The organism is Novosphingobium sp. KN65.2, from assembly GCF_001368935.1.
Lineage (GTDB): Bacteria > Pseudomonadota > Alphaproteobacteria > Sphingomonadales > Sphingomonadaceae > Novosphingobium > Novosphingobium mathurense.
The window spans coordinates 58755-77878 of record NZ_CCBH010000139.1; the positions used below are offsets into that span (position 1 = coordinate 58755).

Here is a 19124-nt window from a genome sequence, read left to right on the forward strand (position 1 = left end):
GGGCCGCAGCGGATCCCCCCGCTGCGGCCCTTTTCGCATGACCTGAACCGACCGGCGCCAGGTGCGCCGGTCGGTTCGTCCGATCAGAACGAGTGTTCGATGTTCAGACCGATCGTGCGCGGCTGAACGTAGTTGAACCAGTCTGCGTTGAAAGTGCTCTGGTTGTAGAAACCGCCGCCGATCACGCCATTCTTGTTGGTCAGGTTCTGGACGAAGACGCGAAGGTTCCAGTTATCGAACTCAACTCCGGCATTGATGTCAAACTGGACATAGCCGGGGTAGGACGCGCGGAACGGCGCCGCATCTTCGAAGGGCACGAATTCGCCCTTGCGTTCCCCGACATAGGTCGCGGACCCGCCGAAGGAGACCTTGGTCCTGTCGGATACCGCGGTATCGTAGTCGAACGAGAACCGGCCCGAGTTCTTGCTCGAGTACGGCAGACGATCACCCCTTACGGCGTAGACCGTACCGGAGGCGAACTCCTCGCGCAGGTTGGCGTCGACATAGGCCCACCACGCCTTCAGGGTCAGCCCATCGACCGGCCGGGATTCGAACGCGATCTCGAAGCCACGGCTGCGCGCCTTGCCTGCATTGCTGTTATAGGTGAACGTGCCGAGCGAGGACACCTGCGTGATCTGGATGTCTTTCCAGTCGATGTTGAACACCGAGAAATCGTAGGACAGCATCCGGCCCAGCAGATCGCCCTTCGCGCCCAGCTCATAGTTCGTGGTCTTGTCCGGACGGAACTGGCAGGGCACCGGCTCGACCGGATCTTCACTGCAGGCAGCGTTGGGGCCTCCCGGGCGGTAACCCGTGGCGAGGCGGGCATAGATCATGTGATCGGGCGTAGGCTTGAACCGGGGCGTGATCTGGTAAGTGAAAGCACTGCCGCTGGCCTTCGGCCTGGTAACGCCGGCAAACGGCTCTGCGGGATAAGGCAGGCCCTGGAACCATTCGCGGTGGAGCATGCGCTGGTTGTTCTTGCTGTAGCGTCCGCCGAACTGGATATCGAACTGATCGGACAGTCTGGCCGTCAGATTGGCGAAGCCCGCGTATTCCCGATACTTGATCTTGTCGCGCCAGACCACCGGATTGCCGTAGATGCTGCCATCGTCAGGATTGGTGGCAAAGGCATCGACATCGTACTTGCCGGATTCCCGCGTGTAGAAGCCGCCGACAATCCAGTCGATGTTGCTGCCTACCGTGCCGGACAGACGCGTTTCATGCGAGAACTTGCCCACGTTGTAGACCTGCCGGAACACGTTGCCGAATTCCGTGATTTCGGGGGGGAAGATCGCCGGGAACAGGAAGGCCGTCAGCGGCGATGCCGTGAAATCGATGAAGTCGTAATTGGTGGCGCGCGAATAGGCGGTGATCGACGTCAGGTCCACACCCCCCAGATCGGCATTGATCTGGGCGCTGTACAGCTGGACATCGGACTGACTGCGGCCGGCCCCGATCTGATCGGTCTGCTTGTAAAACGAACCCGTCGTCGAATCGACGTTCGAAGAACCATAGATGTCGCGCACCTGGTAAAGGGCGTTGAGCTTGATCGAGAAGGTATCCGAAGCCTGCCAAAGCGCAGCCAGCCGTCCGCCGGTCACCCGCGACGAGTTCACATCCTTCTTGCCGGTGCGAACATTGTCGATGTAGCCGGGCTCCTTGCGCGTGTAGGCGCTGGCGCGCACGGCAAAGGTGTCGCCCAGTGGTACGTTGATCGCGCCACGCAGGTTGTATCCGAGCGACTGGCCACCCTTGTGGATCATGTGCGCCCCCGCGCCGACCGAACCGCTAAGGCCGTCAAGGTCGGGATCGACCGTAACATACTTGACCAGGCCGCCCATGCTGCTGGCGCCGTAGAGCGTGCCCTGCGGTCCGCGCAGAACCTCCACGCGTGCAAGTTCGGACGGGTCGAGGTCAGGCGCCGCGCCGAACAGACCGCCCTGCCCGGTGGACGAACCGTAAGGCACGTCGTCAACTGTGAAGCCCACAACCGGGTTTCCCGTCACCGGGCTGGTCGTGATGCCGCGGATCGCCAGCTGCGCGCGGTTGTTCTGGAACTGCAGGTTCACGCCCGGTACGCTGGCGAAGAATTCCTGCGCCTTGGTCTGGTTCTGCGCCAGCATGTCCTCGCCCCCGACGGCCGTGACCGGCACCGGGACGTCCTTGAGACGCTCTTCCCTCTTCTGGGCGGTAACCAGGATCTCATTGCCCACGGCCGTGCTGTCGGCGCTGGTCTGCGCCATTGCCGGCGCGGCGTTCAACGCAAGCAGGACCACTCCGGATATTGGCATGCAGGAGAGCCTGAAAAGGTATCGCGTAGATTTCCTCATTTTGTATTCCCCGTCTTCATTGATTGTCTTGCCTAATTTACCAATATCACCGGGTCGCACCGCCCTTGGCCGGTTCGCCCTTCGGATTTGGAACGTTTGCCGCTCGCCGAGGCTTGGGACGGCGCGCCTTGCGCCGACGCCACCACAGAAGAACGCCAGTTACGGAAATGCCCACCACAAGCAGGCCGAAAAGGGAGACCGCAATCTGTACCGGACGTCCGCCGATCGCGGTCACGTGCAGCGCCATCAGCCAGCTCGTAACGGTATTCCCGGAACGCTGGCCCCGGGGCAGTTGCAGCCCGACGAACCGGCCATCGCGCGCGTCGATTGCAATGGTCGCGGCAGTGGCGGGCGAATTCGTCTCAGTCGGGTTGCCCTGCCCGTCGAGCAGATCGCGCGACGTGTGCATCAGGAAGAAATAGAGGCCGAGATCGCGGCGGTATTCGAGGGCGGCCGGCTTGCCGAGCGTAAAGCCCTCGACCCGGGCCTGCTCCGCGAAATAACGCTGCCCGAGTTCCGCAGCCTGAAACCAGTCTACCGGTGGGTTGAGCAGCGGTTCCTTCAAGGGCGGGCGCGGCGGAGCCTCCTGGAAGTGTTCGTAATCCGCAAACTTGCTGACAATGGCCGCGTAATAGCCGCCAAGATTCATTGCAAAACCGGACACCGCGAAAATCAGCAACAGCGCCCAAAGCCAAAGTCCCGAAGCCCGGTGCAGATCGAGAATAAAGCGGTTCGAATTGTTCCCCTTGCTGACCTTCCACGATGTCGACCAACGCTTGAGGAAAGGCCGCGGAGGGTTGCCCGCCTTGCTTTTCTTGGGCTTGGGCGGAAGTGTCAGATAGATGCCGGTCAGGACTTCGAAGGCCCAGACCAGACCCAGTGAGCCGATCAGCAGAATACCCAGCCCGAGCGGGAAGATCAGCGCGTAGTGGAGGTAATAGAGGAACGAAGGCAGGCCTTCCGGCCGCAGCGTAGCCGCACCGATCACCCGCTGGCCAAGCCGTTCGCCGGTATAGGGATTGGCGAAGACTTCATCGTAGTCGATCTCGAAAGGCCGCCCGGAAACCGGATCGATGGCCGGCATGACCCTGGAAAACAGCGCTTCATCGGGCTTCTGCGGAAATTGCAGAGAGAAAACGTGCGAACGCGGGTCCTGCGCCTCAAGCTGCGCTCGGACCCGCAGCGCGTCATCCAACGTCCATCCCTTTTCCTGCGGCACGACGACGCGCATGCGCGCGTTGAAGGTGCGCTCCAAATCGTCATAAAACGCGATTATGCTGCCCGTGCCGGCGATGATGATGAGGAAAAACGCAAGCGTCAGCCCAACGTAACGATGGACCTTTGTGAAAAGTGACTGAACTTGCGACGGACCGCTCAACCTGCCAGCTCCAAAATCAACGCTCCCTTGCAGCCCATTCATCGATCAGACCGTGACCGCTCTCCCTGCCGGCTGGCAGGACCTTGGCGCGCCAAGCCGGATCACCCTGAAAGGACATGACCGTATGCCTGTAATTAGTTTGAGCCTAAAATGGCATGTCCGGGCGCTGACAGAATTGCCCTCATTCTCGAATACATTGCAATTTCGGCCTACGTGACCTCAATCGGGGCAGCGACAGGGCCCTGGGCGGCGTCGTGAGCATACGCCCCAACCCGCCCGATCCAGCATTGCTCAAGGCAGACAAACAGGCGAAAACCGGGCCTGTTCGATCATCCGGGACCAACCTCGCCATGATCCATCCGCGCGGCTCTGATCGGGCGCGACCCCTGACCGAAACAATTGGGATTTAGGCCGAAGATGAAATTGACGCCTGCGCTGAACTGCCTCTAACTGTTACTTTAATCAGGTGCTTGGCGGCAATTGTGCAGCGCCCGCCAGGCAAGACCCGCAGAGGAGCCAAAGTGTGATCGGATCCATTCGCAAGTCATGGCAAAGTGCTTTTGAGGGCCATGAAGTGTCCACCCAAGCCGCTGAGGGGACCGACGACGGAGTGACCCGCTCGTGCTTCCTTCGCATGATGGCCGCAGGTGCGCTGGCAGCAGGTTTCAGTGGGTCGGCCCGCGCCGCCGTTCCGGCCAAAGCGTCTGGTGTGCCTCCCGTGACCGATATCGACAAACTCTATGACGCCTGGCAAGAGCGCATGAATAGCGGCGATCTCGAAGGCCTCGTCGATCTCTATGTCGAGAATGTCTACTACGTGAATCCCGACGGCGTGGCGTTGTCCGGCAAGGCCGCAGTGCGCACGGACCTTGCAGGACTGTTGGCGCTGAAACCCCAGATCGTCTTGGGTAATCGTCGCCACATGGTCTATGAAAACATCGCCCTGACGACCAACCACTGGCGCATGAACTTCTTCAACGCCGATGGCGTGAAGCAGGAACTTACCGGCGGCGGCATCGAGGTGATGCGCAAGGAGGCCGATGGCGGCTGGCGCTACATTATCGACGATGCTTCGCGATCGGCGTCGTAAGAACAAAGACAGGGAAACGGGCGGCTGTCGGGTCGCCCATCCCTTCGGCACCGAGTTATCTTGACAAGAAGGCCGGATTTTTCGCCAACAACCGGTTCTGCGTGAGGGGCCATCGCGAGAGACTGCGTGAGTGGCCCAATAGCCTGCCAGTCGGCAATGCAGGTGGTAACAGCTGGTACAGCCAACAGCGCTGCAAGGTATCGCATTCAACCAGCCGCGCGCGAGGTGAATGGACCTGCGGCAAGAGAGACCCTCGCCCCGGCAGCTCACTTCATGAATTGCGACAGGCGTTCTTGCGATAGACCGTATTCGCCTGCCCGCTCGTAAAATCACAGCTCATTGATATGATCCTGAGATTATGGATCGAATATCTCAACTCTTGGCGATCGAGCCTGCGCGCGATACCGCTTCCGGCAGAACATCGAAAACCGTTCCGATCGGCAGGATCTAAGGGAGAACCCATGCGTCTCAGAAGACTAACCTTACTTTCAGCGACAGCTCTATCGATAGGTTTGTGCACCTCGGTCAATGCCGAAACCCCCATCGCGGGCGCTCAGGCCGGCCAGATCGTGGGACAGAACATTTCAGGCATCTGGGAATCCTATCCCGATGACACCAGCGACGCCGAAGACGCCTTCATCGAATTTCCGGTCCCGGGCGACGGTCCCAGGCTCAAGGAACCGTACGCGACGGAATGGAAGGAATTTCGCGCGAAACGCGAGGCCATGTTGGCTGCCGGCACTCCCCTGGTCGATCCCAGCACGCTGTGCCTTCCCGAAGGCATGCCTGGGATCATGGCCGCCATCTTCCCGCTGGAGATTCTTCAAACGCCCGGACAAGTCACCGTCCTGGCAGAACTTTTCACACAAACACGGCGCATTTACCTGAACCGGCCGATGCCGGCGCTCGAAGACCTCAACCCGTCATTCTACGGTTTCTCATCCGGTCGGTGGGAAGGCGACACCCTGATCGTAACCACGAAGGGCGTGAAGGAAGACGTCCGATTCTTCGACATCCCCCATAGTCTGAAAATGGTCATCACCGAGCGCATTCGACTGACGGGACCGGATGTGATGGAAAATGTCATCTCCATCGAGGATCCCGAGACCCTGCTCGAACCGTACGTTTTCACGTACGAATACAAGCGCGATCCGGATTACGAGATGACGGAATACTTCTGCGAAAGGGATGACGCGCTGCTCAAGGTCAATACCGACGGCACCGTCCAGATGAAGACAGGCGAGGACATCCCTTAAACGGGCCCTCCAATCGACGGAAGCGGTCTTGGCGCCGGGCCCGATCCGTGACCCTGCCTCATCACGGCGTTCCCGGAAAACAGGCGTATTCGCCCGACGTGCTCACAGTAGCCTGCCTCTGCCAACCACGGGCTGCTGCGTGCATTGCGACACAGATCCACAGCGAAATTGCAACAAAGCTCCGATGCCGCTTGCGGCACCGGAGCCCTGTTGGAAGCAAAGTCCGCAAGAGCAGGACATCAAAGGATCATCTCGGCCCGGTTACTTCCTGACCGAAACCGTCAGGCCGATGGTCCGCGGACGGAAGGTGCCCGAACGGAACCTCGGCGCATTGAGTGTGTCATGATAGAGGCTCAGAAGCGGCTGTTCGTTCGTCACGTTGTTGACGAAAAGGCTGATATCCAGGTCCTTCTCTCCCAATGCGTCAAGGCGTGCGCCAAAACGCAGGTTCAACTGCGAAGTGGCGGGAGAACGCGGATAAGCCGGATCGTATAGCGGCGATTCGAAAACCGGCTTCTTGTTGTGGCTGGCGTAGCTGAAATCCGCGCGCGTATAGAGTTCGGCATTGCCGATCGGCCGGTTGTATTCGCCATTCAGCTGGACAGTCCAGGGCGCGACGCCAGGGAATGGCTCTCCGGCCGGGCGGATAATGCCAGGGACAGTGTCGCCCGTGCCATCAGGCACCAATCCGGTCACCGGCGTGGTGTAACGGGCATGGATATACGACACCGAGGCACCGAGCGTCAGCCCTTCGGCGGGCTGCACACCCACTGACAGGTCAAAGCCGTCGATCTTGGCGGAACCCAGGTTGAGCGCAGTGTAGAGAGTGCACTGAGGGAGCGCGAACTGCGTCTGAACGTTCTTCCAGTCGACATGATAGGCCGAAGCATCGACCGAGAGCATCCCGCCAAAGAACTTGTTCTTGCTGCCTGCTTCATAGCTCCAGATCGAGTCCGGGTTGACCGTCAGCGTGGCGTAAGGATCGAACCCGATCGCCTGAGCGTCGGCCACGCAGTTGGCACCGACCGGAGGCGAGACACCGGCTCCCCGCACGCCCTTGGCCGCGTTGACATAGAACAGGTTATTGCGGTCAGCCTGGAACGATATGCCGAACTTCGGTGTCAGAGTGCGGCCGGTATTCTTCTCGGAAACAAGATTACCATCGGTGCTGTAAACCGGTCCCGCAGTCAGCCCTTCAAACTTGTAATTGGCAATGGTGTAGCGCAGTCCTGCCGTCAACTTGAGTCTGGGCAGGATCTCGTAATCCGCCTGACCAAAGAAGGCGGCCTGCCTGTCCCAGTGCCTGTTTCGCTGGAGAAGCGAATACTTGCCTTCATACAATTCAACGCCGAACACGTCCGTCAGAGAGCCGAAAGGCTCCTCACCGGCCTGATCCTGTGCGTAGTTGATGAGGTCCAGGATCCGCGGGTCGACGCCCACATATTGGTCCTGCACATACGACCGCTGGTAGAAGAACCCGGCGATCCAGTTGAATCGATCGTTCGAATTGTTGTTCTGCAACCGCAGTTCCTGCGTGAACGCGCGCTGCTTCGTGCGGCTCTGCGTCGTCGGCACATAGTCCTCAAAACCGGGAAGTGGAAACGGCCCATCGACAATGCCTGCATCGAACGCATAGGTAAGGGTCGTGTCATCGCTCCCGGTCCGCGTCTTGCGATAGAAGTACGACGTGCCGGAAATGAGTGTCATACTGCCAAGGTCGAGCTGCATCTTCAGCGCAGGCAGAGTGAACCATTCCTTGTGCGGCTCAGAAATTGCATTCAGGCTATTCTTGAGATTGCCCGATGACAGCTTCGACGTTGCCACTTCGAAGCGCGAACTGTCCTTGATGTCCTGATCCTGATAGTAGATCGACGGGGTGATAGTGAAGCTGTCCGACAGCTTCGCCCCTACAGCAAGCCGCGCCGTGAAATTGTTCTCGCTGTTGGTGTCCTTCTTGGACAGCTGCTTGGTAGCGCGGTCGAGCCGGTCAACATAACCACCGTCGTGACGATACCAGACGCTGGCACGAAAACCGACCTTGTCCTGGACGATCGGCGCGCCGCCCGCGATACCGGCCTCGTAGCTCTCACTGCCATGCTCGGTGGTGGCTATCTCGCTGCGGGCATAGACGCCCACATCGCTGTAATTGGGTTCCGGCATGATGAACCGGATCGCGCCGCCAACGGAACCGCTGCCGAAAAGCGTGCCCTGGGGGCCACGCAGAACCTCGACGCGCTGAAGATCGAAAACCTGCGGATAAGGGTTGCTGAGCGAGGGGCTTACGCCGACGCGGGTCTGCACGGGCGTGTCGTCGATATAGACGCCGGTGGTCGGAATACCCGACGTCGAACTGATGCCACGAATGGCAATCGAGCTCTGCCCGGTACCGTAAAGGATAGCGGATTGACCGAAGGTGATGCCCGGAGTGATCTGGGCGATGTCCTTCACGGACCGCACACCTTGCTTGTCCAGTTCGATCTGACTCTTGGCGACAACGCTGAGCGGCACCTTGCTCAAACTCTCTGACTTGCGGGTCGCAGTGACCACGATTTCGCCAGGCATTGCAGCGTCATTGCCATCGGCTGCCTGCGCGTCCTGGGCATGGGCATGCCCGGCAAACAGGATCAGCGGAAGTACCGTGCCTGAGGTCAGGACAGCCTTCATGCGACGGGCAATTCGGTTAGCATGATTGTCGCTCAACGTGAGCCTCCCTTTATCTGTATATTCGAATTAGCGTTCTATTTATATCCGACCCGCTCGCGGTCAATCCTCGCGCCTTCCTCCCGAGGAAGGCACGAACATCCGGCGTTCACGGCGAATCATTATATGCATTTGCATATTTCAGGTTTGAACTAAATTCAATCCAAAGTTTGAAATACACTCCCCTTCCCGAGATCCCATCTTGCCCTCGAGAGGCAAGAGTCTCGACTTCAGAAATTCCCGTCAGCGCATCGCGTGATGCCTGCCTGCGTTCGCTCGGCATTGAACCCGTGCCATCGCCCCCGCTGACCGCCTTCATTCTCGCCTCGATAGCCGCAACGCTGGGACCGATCCCGCTTGTCCCGGGCATGATTCTGACGAGGCGGATTGCAGTAAGGCGTCGAGGTCGGAGCCGATGCTCGACCGTCAGAAGCTGCCAATCCGATGTGACAGCTGGCAATAGGTAGCTCTGCCAATGAACGGCCGACCTTATAAGTAACCAATTGCCACTGCAGTTACGACAAGGGCACGCAGGAACAGGTCCCGCTCGACCCATCCCTGCCGATCAGAATTCGATTTTCACTCCTCAGCTGCAAACCGGCCGATTCGCCATTCCGCATGCGCAAGTCGGCCACAAAAGGATCGGCAGCTTTCAAAATACGATCGGGGACAACTGCCGTTCCGCTGACGCCGCCGACACATACGCCGAGAGCTTGCGCATTCCATGCACGCTCACTTAGAGCTGTGCCAGCAGCAGGCCCCCAATCCCGGCTATGATCAGCACTTTGATCACATTCATTTTTAAACGAAATATGAGAATACCCGACAGCGCAGCCAGCAAGGCGGCCCGCCAGTCAAAGCTTGCCCAATCTGGTAGAACAAACCGCAGAAAGCCAAAACGTTGCTCGTTCACGATGGTGAATATGACGTGGATCAGGAACCAAATCGAAAGATTGGCGATGACACCTACGACTGCTGCAGTGAGGGCTGCCAGGCCGCCCTTAAGCCGTTTCGCGTGTTCCAGACGCTCAATCCATGGTGCTAATGCGAAGATCCACAAAAAGCAGGGGGCAAAGGTCACCCATGTGGTGAGCGTGGCGCCCAGCAGGCCGGCGATCATCGGGCTGAAAGGTTCCGGAGCGCGGAAGGCAGCAAGGAACCCGACATACTGGGTCACCATGATCAGTGGCCCCGGCGTCGTCTCGGCAAGGCCCAGGCCGTCCGCCATTTCGCCCGCCGACAACCATCCATGTGCCTGCACAGCTTCCTGAGCCATATAGGCCAGCACTGCGTACGCCCCACCGAAGGTCACAACTGCGAGTTGAGAAAAGAATTCTCCGATCCGCCAAAGCACGTGGTCCGGCCCCACCGTGAGAAAGACGAACGCCATAGGTGCGACCCAGATCACTCCCCAAAGGCAGACCGCCCGGAAAGATTTACCCCAGGGTCGCGGCGCGATGGAAACGCTGTCGTTGCCTGTCTTCAAGGCGAGTAGCTCGGCTCGCCAAGCGGCGACCACCATGCCGATTGCGCCAGACCCGAGGACCACGAGCGGGAAAGGAAGACTGAAGAAGAAAAGCGCGATGAACGCTGCTATTGCCAGAATCCGCTTCACCGGTGTGTTGAGGGCGCGCCCGGCAATACGGATCAGTGCCTGCGCAACGATCGCAACCACCGCCGCCTTGATGCCGAGAAAGAGCGCGGCAAACCAGAAGAGGTGTGCGGCATAGGCATAAAGGACCGATAGGCCGAAAATGACAAAAGCACCCGGCAGTATGAACAGCAGGCCAGCCGATAATCCTCCGCGCACGCCATGAAGCTTCCAGCCGATCCAGGTCGCCAGTTGCTGGGCCTCAGGGCCGGGGAGCAAATGGCAGAAGTTCAGGGCATGAAGGTATTGTTCTTCGCTTACCCATTTCCGCTCCTCCACGAGTTCGCGGTGCATGAGTGCGATCTGTCCGGCTGGACCGCCGAAGCTAAGGAACCCAATGCGGGCGAATACGCGAAGAAGCTCGGAGAATTCGGGTTCAGGCGTCGATACCGTCATTGAAACCAATGCCTTTCCATCCGCGATAGCACGGACAATCAAGGCAACACTTGGGCGGTAGCGCCTGATCGGGAGGTTGCGAGGTCCCGATGTGAATTGTCTAACAGCGTCGCCAGCGTTCTGCCAAGGGCAATTCAACGGGCGGAGGCATCATTGCTCTTGCGACCGACTTTTGCCGAAAGAGCCAACGAGATTCTCTTGAAAAACTGGCCGTTTCACACACGCCGAGGCGACTCCTCGATCGCCAATCTTCCGGCTGCCCGTATCGTCTGGATAAGACAGAAGACAACCAGATCGCGTCAGGTCATCGCCCCGAGCAGCACGGGTTGTGATCCCGCGGCGATCATCGCCAGGGTGAGCACGATCGAGACCATCCGCGGTTCGGTAGTGCCTGGACAGGCTTGGGACAGCTGCATCTCGCCAGGCCCCGGACCCAGAAGAATGGCGCGAATAGAAAGAAGAAGATAGCCTTCCAGCGCCACCAGCGCGACTTCCGTCAAGATGTCCGACCCCCATCCAGTTCGGCATCCATGCGCCGAGAATCAGCCACGACAGCGCTGTTCAGGATACTCGCAAAGCACTGCCGAGGCACTCGCCGGGCGGTCTGGGACCTTGGCGGTCATCCAGCCCGCCTGGCATTTCACTCGTCTCCCGGCGTGCCAAGCCGCGCCATCCGCGGCTTGGTCATCGGCACGGTCAGCATCGTCGAGCCGACCGCCATGAGCAGGAGCGCAGTGAACGTCTCGGAGGTGACGATCTCGCGGTCGAGCAGCACGTTGACGAAGATGATCATGATCAGCGCCTTGGTCTGGAGCATCCACCCGATCAGCGATGCCTCGCCTTTCTTCCAGCCAAGCAGGCGCCCCGCGAGGTGCACGCCCGCGAGCTTGCCCGCGACCGACGCAACGAGGAACAGCAGCGCGGCGCCGATCACCACGGCGGCGCCCATGCCTCCGCCGACGCCGAAATCGGTGCGCAGGCCGGTGCTGAGGAAGAACACCGGCATCACCGCCAAAAGCAGGAACTCGCGGAACTGGTCGAGCTTCTCCCGGGCAAACCAGTGCGCGTCTAGGACGACACCGGCGAGGAAGGCACCGACCATGAAGTGCAGCCCTGACCAGTCTGCCGCGAAGCCCACCGCGGCAAGCCAGATCAACGAGAGATACCAGCGGTCCTGCTCGGGCATCCGACGGAAAAGAGCGCGGATCGCGAACGCCGCGACCGCGAAGGCTACGAGAAAGAGGCCCTGGCGCCCGATCCGCTCCCAGTCGACGAGGATCAGCGCAAGCACACCCCAGATCGCGATGTCGTCGAGGCTGGCGTAGCGCAGCATCCGCTGGCCGAGCGACCTGCGGAAGATGCCGAGCTTTTCCATTAGCAGTACAAGGATCGGCAGCGCGGTGACGGCGCAGGCCATGCCGATGCCGAGCACCGCCTGGGCATAAGTGCCGCGCGGTCCGATCCAGCCAGGCATGCGCAACAACAGCGCGGCGGCGAGAGCGCCGAAAGCCAGCGGAGTCAGCAATGCGCAGGCGGCGGTGATCGAGGTCTCGCGACGGTGCGTCCAGGCGTCAGAGAGGTCGAGTTCGAGACCGGCGACGAAGACGAACATCATCACCGCCCACCAGGCGACGCCGTTGAGTGCGCCCAGGACCTGCGGGTTGAACACGAATGCATGGGTTGCGGGGAATTGCGCGCCGAGCACGCCGGGACCGAGCAGGATGCCGCCGACGATCTGGACCACGACGAGCGGTGCCCAGTACTCGGTTCGCAGGAGGCGCCAGACGAGATAGGGCACGCCGAGGATCGCAGTCAGCGCGATCAGATAGATTTCCGAAGTGCCCATGGCGGCCATGCCGTTACCTCTGCCCCGATCCGTTTCGTCGAGTCATGCGGCCCATGCCCAAGGCCTGTAAATCACGCGTCCAGGCGACGCGTTAGATAATTGTGGATTGGATAGATGATCGAGACCCGTCCTAGCTGGAGCCTTTCAACGCGAGCAATTGCTGCTCACCTCCAATCTCGGCCATTGGTGCCAGCGGAACAGATCGCCACTTTCAGCTGCTGAGCGATTTGCGACCGGCATCGGGGAAGCGGGCGTGCTGTATCCCGGATCGTCAAAAATGATCACTGAAGGTTGTAAGGGGCACGTTGAAGACTGGCTGCATTTGGAGGAATCAAATTGAAAGCGCTCCGGCGGTTGTCGCCGAGAATAACCGTCAATGGTTCAAGATCACATCAATGGCTGATCTTCGCAAGCGAGACCCTGGCGCACCATCTTTCGTAGCAGAAGCTCTGAAGCCCCGTGTCCTGATCTGCGGCGAATTGTATGGCTGCCGTCGCGACCGACTGGACCTCCACCGTGTGTGGAGTGACCCCGACGCGCGACAGTTGACTGCTGACGGAATTCTGCAACTGCCCTCGATCAAGCCGCGTGCGCCCCGTATCCACGGTCAATACGACTTCGGGCACGATCGCGCCTTGCATGTTCTGTGCGCGTGCAAGCGTAATTTCGAAACCGCTTGCATGCGCGCTCGCGCCAGTGGGAATGGCGATTGCCAGGGCAATCAATGTGAAATGCTTCATCCTTTACCTCGTCCCCTGCACGACAACCCAACAGTTGGAGCCCTGACGCATCTGTTCTTCGACCGCCTAACGGCGTCAACCTTGATCCCTGCTTACCGTCAAGATCAGCCATTTCAACGCATAAGCAAAAAGCGTCTATGAAGCTGGCGTATCCGGTAAATCGGCAAATAACCTAACCGTTCGAACGAGCCAGGACTTTGGTTAGGCCAAAGTGCTTGATGGCAACGAACTCATCGTAGTCACCTGGAAGCTTGCCAAGGCCTGCCCAACGGAACCCAGGCGCCAATTCTCGTATCGCGTCCTGTGCGGAGAAGAGCGTAGCCATAATGTGCTGCACTGCTCCGACCCTTGACTGGTCTTCCACGGCACCTCCTCCAATTCTGTGTGAATTGCCCCATCGCCAGTCAAAAGACAGCGAACAGGGCAATTTGAAAATTCGTTACTTCGCAGGGATCGCGTTCTGCGATGCTGCCGGTGTTGATGCCGCAGATGCTTGAACCGGAACGTCGATAACTTGCAGCTGCGAAGCAACAGGACGGAAGGCAATATCCTCGTCGAGGAAGCCCTTCACGCCCGCGCCGCTTGCTATGAACGCACTCGTACCGGTGGTGAAGAAGCCTGCAATGGGAACAAGGGCAACAGCTGCGACAACGCCACCTGTGCCTGTTACACCTTTGTCGTCAAAATTGCCGGTCAAACGAATGTGACGGTCTCCCAATCTCAAGGAGACTACGCGGGCACCAATGTATCCCGACTTACCCCACATTCCTTTGTTTCGAACCTCGGTTATCTCTCCAATCGCAGGAGTTCCCGAGGGGATCACCACGACCCCATTCGACGTAACATTTTCTGACACTTCCATTTGGAAGCGCTGACCCACGCGAAGCTTCTTTTTCTTTGTGGTCAGTTCTTCCCTCATGATGAGGGGTATCTCTGTCCCGGCCCGAAGGACATTAACCTGCTGCACAGGCGCCAAGACAGCAACCGGAGCTTGTGGGGCCTCTTGAACCTGTCCACGCAACGTTCCTGTTGACTGTACAGTTGCAGCAGGTTCCTGCCCCAAGGCTGGCGAGGCCGCCAGAGCAACAGAAATCAGGGCCCCGTAAAGCGATACCTTCATTGGATTATTCCCCTTTTTTCGCGGCATAACGAATCACCGCAATCGAGAGGTAGCACTACAAGAACTTTCTCAGCGCCAAGAACTGATACAATTCAGAAATTTAATCATTTTCAGAAAAGCATGTCCTCACTTTGCACGATCCATCGGCGTTCGAAGGAACAATACTTGTGCTTTGATTAAGACGACGATGCTCTTGCGCGCCTACTCAAAGGCAAAAAAGGCATCACTTGTTGGGCGTTACGTTGGGTGAAGCCATCATATCATCGGCAATATGCTGAATCTTAACAGCAATTTACAGTGATTGGCGGGCCGCGACCTATAGTGATGGGCACTACGTTTTCGCCATGGCCCTCCAAAATGGCACATGACATGAAGCGGCACTTTTTATCGCAAGCGCTATGCGGGGCGCGAATTAGTGGCAGCGTCGTCAATTAGGCTGGCAACAGCTTCCTTAAAGTCCTTCGACGATCTTAGCTCTGCTTGGACGTGTCGCAAGGCGCCCGCTTTTAGGGTCTTGCACCGCTCCTTCGTTCCCACATCGTAAATATCGCCCGTGATGGCATCCAGCTTCAGCCCCTTGTCGTAGTCGTGCCCATGCAGTGGCGACGGCCAATTATCGACATCAGATTTATGGAACTTCCAGATATAGCCCCCGCGCTTCACCTGCTTCTCGGTCAGGTAGCGCACGACCTCGAAAATCTCGGCGATGCTATCCTCTGGCGTATCAACAGTCAGCAAAGCCGGGGTGGGCTGATTTTCGGCAAGCGCAGAAAGCCCATGAGCGAACCAACTTAGTGGAACGATCCAATCGTCGCCACCTTCGTATTCGATGTTGAGCCGCACGGCAGAGCGGCCATCCTTGAAGATGTGTTCGCCTACTTCCTTGCCCTTGTACGTAATTTTGCCTGTGCGGGGATCGAACTGAAGCGACATGATCATCCTATGACAGTGAACAAATGAGCATTTCGCTTGGGCCAATATCACTCTGCTGTTTCAACACCAAACTCCTGAACGAGAAAATCAACTGTCGCTGGGTCGCGAAGACGACAAACGACGTTTTGGTTGGCAAAGATTCCCCGAAAGGTTCGCGCATCCTCAGTGCCAAAGGTGCGTTTCCATTCAACCCCAACCACGTATTCGGCGAGGCTCGGGTCGTCAGAGCAGGATTTGACGGCCGCGCCTTCCAACGGTTGTTCGAACAGAGGACCGCTCGCTGTTTCGAATTGACTTGCAAGCACCTTCGGGGAGGCCACGACTCCGTAACCTATCTAGCCCGCGCCTTTGTGATAGACGAAAATCTTGTCCCCTACACTCAGTTGATCCAGGCGCCCTGAATAGAAAGAACCGCCCCCAGCCTGGACGTACCCGTACCGGCGCATATCTTTCCATGAACGATGTTCTCCCAGTCCGGCATTGACGAAATAGAAGCCCGACCAAGGCGCGCGGACCTTTCGTTCTGATCTCTCCTCTACTGCTGCCTGATCGAGCAAGAAGTCGGTCGTGAGCCATTCGGAGCCGTCGGCGCCGAATACGTTGAAGAAGGCGGTGTTTATGGCCACGCCATGCTCCTCCGACAGGTATTCGACGATCCTACGTGAAGTGGGGTCGAGCTCACTAGCAACAATCAGCATGGAATGTGTGCCATTGAGCTGTTCAGGAATGCGCCCGCCAAAACGTTCCTGAAACGTGGCGGCCAGTCGCGCAGACAGATGGCGTTCGGCCAACTCATAAACAGCAGGGGTGGTCAATGTTCGGACCCAAGTGGCATAATCGAGTATCTGAGCCACGATGTCGCGCGGTGTGCGATCCTTCTTAAGTTCGATAATGACCAACCCACCAGAACGGTCCAGCGCCAGCAGGTCGATGAATTTGCCGTGGTCCGTGGCGACTTGCCGACCTATGATGAGAGCATCGAGACCAAGCAGCGAGGGATCAGCCGCTACCCAATCTTCGATCATCCGCTCCTGTGACAGCGCGCGACGTTCGGCCCGAACCAATTGACCGTTCTGGACTTTGAAGAGGGTGGTCATGCCTTCACCTTGCACCACGGTTGTGTCGCCAAAGGCAGCTTGTTCAACTCGTCCCGGATCGCACGCCAGTTGGGCATAAACCGTTCCAGCTTTGCCACGAACTCGTCGCCATGCTTGCGGTGCTCAAAGTGGACCAACTCGTGCAGCACGATGTAGGCAATGCAACGGGGTGGTTTCTGCGCCAGTTCCAGATTTAACCAGATGCGCCGCGCGGAAGGGTTAGACGTGCCCCATTTCGTACGCATTTGCTTGATGCCGACGACTGGCGGATCGATCCCCAGCCGCGCCGCCCATTTGGCTGCCTCTGCTTCGGCTCGCTTGCGTAGTTCACGGCGATGCCAGCGCAACATGACCTGCTCTCGTGCATCACGATCCGCATCAATTGGCACGGCAAGTTCAATCCGGTTCGCACCTCCTAACCGCACACGGAAAGTAGCACCGTTGGATATTACCTGCAGGCGGTAGCCACGCCCAAGGAAATAGTGAGTCTCGCCGGATACATATCGTCGTTTGGCCTGTCGCTCCTGCGCCTTAAAGTTGCGTCGCTGGCGATTGATCCACGCAACGCGTTTGGCGACGGCGAGCCGGATTGCATCCTCGGAGACATGCCAAGGTGCGGCGACCCTGATGCGCCCATCGGGGGGATACACCGCGAGGTGAAGGTTCTTGATCGACTTGCGCACCAAGTCGATGGACAGCCCGCCAACGGAAAGGGTGCGCATCTCAATAGCCATGCTGGCGGATCGCGCGCTTGATCTCTCGCTCCTTCATCAGGTTGCCGCGCCAATCGTCCTTTTTCACCGCGCGGATCGCCGCATCGAGCGCAACGGCAAGCGGCGCATCGTCACCGAGAAAATCGAACAGCGCCACCTTTTCCGGCGTGTCGATTTCAGACGGGCGCGTCTTGCCACCCTGCGGGGTCGCGACCTTGTTCGCCAGTTCGAGAATCTTGGCGAGATACTGTTCGTAGTTGATGGCCTGCGTGCGCCGCTCCTCGATCAGATCGTCGAGCAACGCGGACATTTGCTCATAGTAGCGCGGATTGACCGGCGTTTCGTCGATGATGAGCTTGCGGACGTTGTTCTCAATCGTCTCGGCCACCGCCTCCTGACTGCCCTTGATGCCTTCAGGCAAGGCGTTGATGGCGTCTTGCCCCCGTTCGACGATGAGCTGAATCAGCGTCATGTCGTCGAATTCGGAAATCTTTTCGCTTTCCTCGGCGCGGATATAGGCATCGATCAGGTGCCGCATCGCCGGTTCGTAAAGCTTGAGGTCAACGAAGTCGCCGCTGGCCAACTTCACCTCATTGCGGACCTTCTCGTAGAAGGCGATTTCTTCAAGGACGGCCTTTGCCGCCGCCGCATCATATCCGGCTTCCTCCATCTCATTGGCGATGTTGGCATAGGCGCGGATCAGCTTCGCTGTGCATTGGTAGAGCGCCAGCCGCTTGGGTTCAGTTGCCTTGAGGCTTTCCTTGTCCTTCGCATTGTCGCCGCAGAAAAAACGGATGAAGGCTGGCGTATCATGTGGCGCTTCCACCGGCTCGCACAGTGCCCGGATCGTCTCCAGCGCATCCTCCAGCCGCTGCCCGGCCTTTTCGAGCCGGTTGGTCAGCAGCCCTTCCACGTCCTCCTTGGCGTAGGCGTCGAAGGCTTCCGATGTGTAGTCGGTCATCGAACGCTCAAGGCTTTTGAACAAGTCCTTGTAATCGATGATGTAGCCATATTCCTTGTCGTCGCCGTCAAGGCGATTGACCCGGCAAATCGCCTGAAACAAGCCGTGGTCGGCCAACTGCTTGTCGAGATAGAGATAGGTCGCCGAAGGCGCATCGAACCCGGTCAGCAGCTTGGCGACCACGATCAGCAGCCGCATTTGCCCCGGCTCTTCGATGAACTTCTTCTTGGCGGTCTTCTCGAACTCCTCGGTGGTCTTGCCCGCCAGCATGTCGGTGTAAATCTGGTGCTGGCGCAGCTTTTCGGTGGTGCCTTCGCCCGTGTCCTCCTTCTTTATGGCGGCGGACGTGGGTTCATAGCTGGTAACAATGGCGCACTGACCCTTGAGCGGGGTTTGCTGGAACATCTCGTAATAGCGGCATGCGTTATAGATGCTGTCCGAAACGAGGATGGCATTGCCGCGCCCGCTCATCAGCCGGTCGCGCGTGCCGAAATCCATCACGATGTCCTGCACGATCTTTTCCAGCCGCGACTTGCTGGACATGACCTTGCGCATCGTGCCCCATTTTTCCTTCACCTGCGCCTTGGCGAGGTCGGAGAGGCCAGCCGTTTTCGCCTCGAACCATTTGTCGATCTTGCCGGGCGAGGTGATGTCCTGATCGATGTCGCGTGCTTCATAGAGGAGGTCCAACACCACCCCGTCGCGCACGCCCTCGTCATAGCGGTAAGTGTGGATGAAGGGGCCGAACACCTCCATGCTCGTCTGCTTGTCCTTCTTGAGCAGCGGCGTGCCGGTAAAGCCCAGGAACAGCGCATCGGGCAGGATCGCCTTCATCGCGGAATGGAGCTTGCCCGATTGCGTCCGGTGGCATTCGTCCACGAATACATAGAGGTTGTCCGGCGTCAGCGCC

Annotated in this window: 15 protein-coding genes and 1 pseudogene; 2 read left to right on the forward strand and 14 right to left on the reverse strand. The window is 58.8% G+C overall.

Annotation, left to right across the window (positions count from 1 at the left end; all coding sequences use genetic code 11):
- Positions 1-83: 83 nt before the first annotated feature.
- Together SPHV1_RS06760 and SPHV1_RS06765 are read right to left on the reverse strand one after the other, a co-directional pair.
- Positions 84-2294, reverse strand: a complete 2211-nt coding sequence (locus SPHV1_RS06760; protein WP_176167920.1) for a TonB-dependent receptor — start codon at positions 2292-2294, stop codon at positions 84-86.
- A gap of 85 nt (positions 2295-2379) precedes the next feature.
- Positions 2380-3711 carry a PepSY domain-containing protein gene (locus SPHV1_RS06765; protein WP_054945272.1) on the reverse strand — a complete coding sequence of 444 codons (1332 nt, stop codon included), beginning with the start codon at positions 3709-3711 and terminating at the stop codon, positions 2380-2382.
- Between the two features lie 523 nt (positions 3712-4234).
- Between SPHV1_RS06765 and SPHV1_RS06770 the strand changes: the two genes are divergently transcribed.
- Positions 4235-4801: a DUF4440 domain-containing protein gene (locus SPHV1_RS06770; protein WP_197277670.1), complete on the forward strand. Its 567-nt coding sequence runs from the start codon at positions 4235-4237 to the stop codon at positions 4799-4801.
- Between the two features lie 344 nt (positions 4802-5145).
- The gene (locus SPHV1_RS06775; protein ID WP_231634557.1) at positions 5146-6057 is read left to right on the forward strand and encodes a hypothetical protein; all 912 of its coding nucleotides are present in this window, start codon (positions 5146-5148) and stop codon (positions 6055-6057) included.
- A 261-nt stretch (positions 6058-6318) separates the two neighbouring features.
- Here SPHV1_RS06775 and SPHV1_RS06780 read toward each other — a convergent pair whose 3' ends face one another.
- From SPHV1_RS06780 to SPHV1_RS25415, 12 genes and pseudogenes are all read right to left on the reverse strand, one after another.
- Entirely contained in the window at positions 6319-8757 is a 2439-nt protein-coding gene (locus tag SPHV1_RS06780; RefSeq protein ID WP_156367271.1) for a TonB-dependent receptor, read from the reverse strand.
- A 109-nt stretch (positions 8758-8866) separates the two neighbouring features.
- Entirely contained in the window at positions 8867-9076 is a 210-nt protein-coding gene (locus SPHV1_RS24895; protein ID WP_156367272.1) for a hypothetical protein, read from the reverse strand.
- Positions 9077-9493: 417 nt separating this feature from the next.
- Positions 9494-10804, reverse strand: a complete 1311-nt coding sequence (chrA, locus tag SPHV1_RS06785; protein ID WP_054945276.1) for a chromate efflux transporter — start codon at positions 10802-10804, stop codon at positions 9494-9496.
- A gap of 299 nt (positions 10805-11103) precedes the next feature.
- Positions 11104-11304 carry a hypothetical protein gene (locus SPHV1_RS06790; RefSeq protein WP_054945277.1) on the reverse strand — a complete coding sequence of 67 codons (201 nt, stop codon included), beginning with the start codon at positions 11302-11304 and terminating at the stop codon, positions 11104-11106.
- A 140-nt stretch (positions 11305-11444) separates the two neighbouring features.
- Positions 11445-12650, reverse strand: coding sequence for a cation:proton antiporter (locus tag SPHV1_RS06795; protein ID WP_054945287.1), 1206 nt, complete (start codon positions 12648-12650; stop codon positions 11445-11447).
- A 392-nt stretch (positions 12651-13042) separates the two neighbouring features.
- Positions 13043-13390: a hypothetical protein gene (locus tag SPHV1_RS06800; RefSeq protein WP_139383870.1), complete on the reverse strand. Its 348-nt coding sequence runs from the start codon at positions 13388-13390 to the stop codon at positions 13043-13045.
- Positions 13391-13829: 439 nt separating this feature from the next.
- Positions 13830-14510: a hypothetical protein gene (locus SPHV1_RS06810; protein WP_156367273.1), complete on the reverse strand. Its 681-nt coding sequence runs from the start codon at positions 14508-14510 to the stop codon at positions 13830-13832.
- Positions 14511-14906: 396 nt separating this feature from the next.
- Positions 14907-15443 (reverse strand): hypothetical protein, encoded by a 537-nt coding sequence (locus SPHV1_RS06815; RefSeq protein WP_156367274.1) that lies wholly within the window; start codon positions 15441-15443, stop codon positions 14907-14909.
- 47 nt (positions 15444-15490) lie between these two features.
- Positions 15491-15763: a hypothetical protein gene (locus SPHV1_RS25410; protein ID WP_197277672.1), complete on the reverse strand. Its 273-nt coding sequence runs from the start codon at positions 15761-15763 to the stop codon at positions 15491-15493.
- A gap of 15 nt (positions 15764-15778) precedes the next feature.
- Positions 15779-16540: an endonuclease NucS domain-containing protein gene (locus SPHV1_RS06820; RefSeq protein ID WP_197277673.1), complete on the reverse strand. Its 762-nt coding sequence runs from the start codon at positions 16538-16540 to the stop codon at positions 15779-15781.
- The gene (locus tag SPHV1_RS06825; RefSeq protein WP_054945281.1) at positions 16537-17274 is read right to left on the reverse strand and encodes a M48 family metallopeptidase; all 738 of its coding nucleotides are present in this window, start codon (positions 17272-17274) and stop codon (positions 16537-16539) included. The genes SPHV1_RS06820 and SPHV1_RS06825 overlap by 4 nt, the downstream gene beginning before the upstream one ends.
- Positions 17264-19124, reverse strand: a pseudogene (locus SPHV1_RS25415) (type I restriction endonuclease subunit R); the annotation flags it as partial. The pseudogene SPHV1_RS25415 and the gene SPHV1_RS06825, both read right to left, overlap by 11 nt.